2 protein-coding genes are annotated in these 1,903 nt (G+C 69.2%); both read left to right on the top strand.

Features of this window, described 5'->3' with window-relative positions; genetic code table 11:
• Nucleotides 1-11 precede the first annotated feature (11 nt).
• Nucleotides 12-797 carry an electron transfer flavoprotein subunit beta/FixA family protein gene (locus ACWCXC_RS37400; protein ID WP_450891816.1) on the top strand — a complete coding sequence of 262 codons (786 nt, stop codon included), beginning with the start codon at nt 12-14 and terminating at the stop codon, nt 795-797.
• 85 nt (nt 798-882) lie between these two features.
• Nucleotides 883-1,845, top strand: coding sequence for an electron transfer flavoprotein subunit alpha/FixB family protein (locus tag ACWCXC_RS37395; protein ID WP_450891815.1), 963 nt, complete (start codon nt 883-885; stop codon nt 1,843-1,845).
• Nucleotides 1,846-1,903 lie beyond the last annotated feature (58 nt).

Here is a 1,903-nt window from a genome sequence, read left to right as displayed (position 1 = left end):
GGAGAGCCGGCGTGAGCTTGAGGATCGTTGTCTGTGTGAAGTACGTGCCCGACGCGACCGGTGACCGGCATTTCGCCGATGACCTGACGTTGGACCGTGAGGATGTCGACGGGCTGTTGTCGGAGCTGGACGAGTACGCGGTCGAGCAGGCGTTGCAGATCGCGGAGTCGGCCGATGACGCGGAGGTCACCGTGGTGACGGTGGGTCCGGAGGATGCGCGGGACGCGTTGCGCAAGGCGTTGTCGATGGGTGCGGACAAGGCGGTTCACGTCGAGGACGAGGGTCTGCACGGCAGTGATGTGATGGGGACGTCGCTGGTGCTGGCGAAGGCGGTCGAGAAGGCCGGTTTCGATCTGGTGGTGTGCGGGATGGCGTCGACGGACGGGACGATGGGTGTGCTGCCGGCGTTGCTCGCGGAGCGGCTGGGGGTGGCGCAGGTGACGTTGCTGTCGGAGGTGTCGGTCGAGGGCGGTGCGGTGCGTGGGCGCCGTGACGGGGATGCGGCTTCGGAGCGGCTGGAGGCGTCGTTGCCGGCGGTGGTGTCGGTGACCGACCAGTCGGGTGAGGCGCGGTATCCGTCGTTCAAGGGGATCATGGCGGCGAAGAAGAAGCCGGTTCAGGCGTGGGATCTGGATGATCTGGGTGTGGAGGCGGACGAGGTCGGTCTGGGTGGTGCGTGGAGTGCGGTGGACTCGGCGGCCGAGCGTCCGGCGCGTACGGCGGGCACGATCGTGAAGGACGAGGGCGAGGGCGGGAAGGCGCTGGCCGGGTTCCTGGCGGGTCAGAAGTTCATTTGATCCGGGTGTTCGTGGGGTGTGGGCGGGGCCCTGTTCCTCCCGTCTGTCCGTCGGTGCTTCTTTCGCTTGCAGGAGATTGAGTTTCATGGCTGAGGTTCTCGTCTTTGTCGATCATGTGGACGGTGCTGTCCGCAAGCCCACGCTGGAGCTGCTGACGTTGGCGCGTCGGATCGGTGAGCCGGTCGCGGTGGCGTTGGGTGAGGGTGCCGGTGCGACGGCGGGGGTGCTGGGTGAGCACGGTGCGGTGCGGGTGCTGACCGCGTCGGCGCCGGAGTTCGCGGAGTATCTGGTGGTGCCGAAGGTGGAGGCGTTGCGGGCGGCGGTGGAGGTGGTGTCGCCGGTGGCGGTGCTGCTGCCGTCGTCGGCGGAGTCGAAGGAGGTCGCGGCGCGGCTGGCGTTGCGGATCGGTTCGGGTGTGATCACGGACGCGGTGGATCTGGAGGCGGGTGAGTCGGGTCCGGTGGCGACGCAGTCGGCGTTCGCGGCGTCGTTCACGACGAAGTCGCGGGTGTCGCGGGGTGTTCCGGTGATCACGGTGAAGCCGAACTCGGCGGCGGTGGAGCCGGTGGCCGCGGCGGGTGTCGTGGAGGAGCTGGCGGTGTCGTTCTCGGAGGGGGCGCGGGCGACGCGGGTGGTGTCGCGTGAGGCGCGGGAGTCGACGGGGCGTCCGGAGCTGACGGAGGCCGCGATCGTGGTCTCGGGCGGTCGCGGGGTCAACGGCGCGGAGAACTTCCAGATCATCGAGGCGCTGGCGGACTCGCTGGGTGCGGCGGTGGGCGCGTCGCGCGCCGCGGTGGACGCGGGCTGGTATCCGCACAGCAACCAGGTCGGTCAGACGGGCAAGTCGGTCTCGCCGCAGTTGTACATCGCGTCGGGTATCTCGGGTGCGATCCAGCACCGGGCGGGGATGCAGACCTCGAAGACGATCGTCGCGATCAACAAGGACGCCGAGGCGCCGATCTTCGAGCTCGTCGACTACGGCGTCGTGGGCGACCTCTTCGACGTCGTGCCCCAGCTCACCGAAGAGATCAACAACCGCAAGGGCTGAGACCCCCACCCGGCAGACAGTGCGGGGCCGCACGGTGACACCCACCGCGCGGCCCCGC

The organism is Streptomyces sp. NPDC001515, from assembly GCF_053597115.1.
The sequence above is the reverse complement of the archived record's forward strand: the minus strand, read 5'-3'. Positions and strand labels throughout refer to the sequence as shown.

Coding starts and splice junctions, on each gene's coding strand:
- ACWCXC_RS37395 (WP_450891815.1), top strand. CDS start 883: ATGGCTGAGGTTCTCGTCTTTGTCGATCATGTGGACGGTGCTGTCCGC.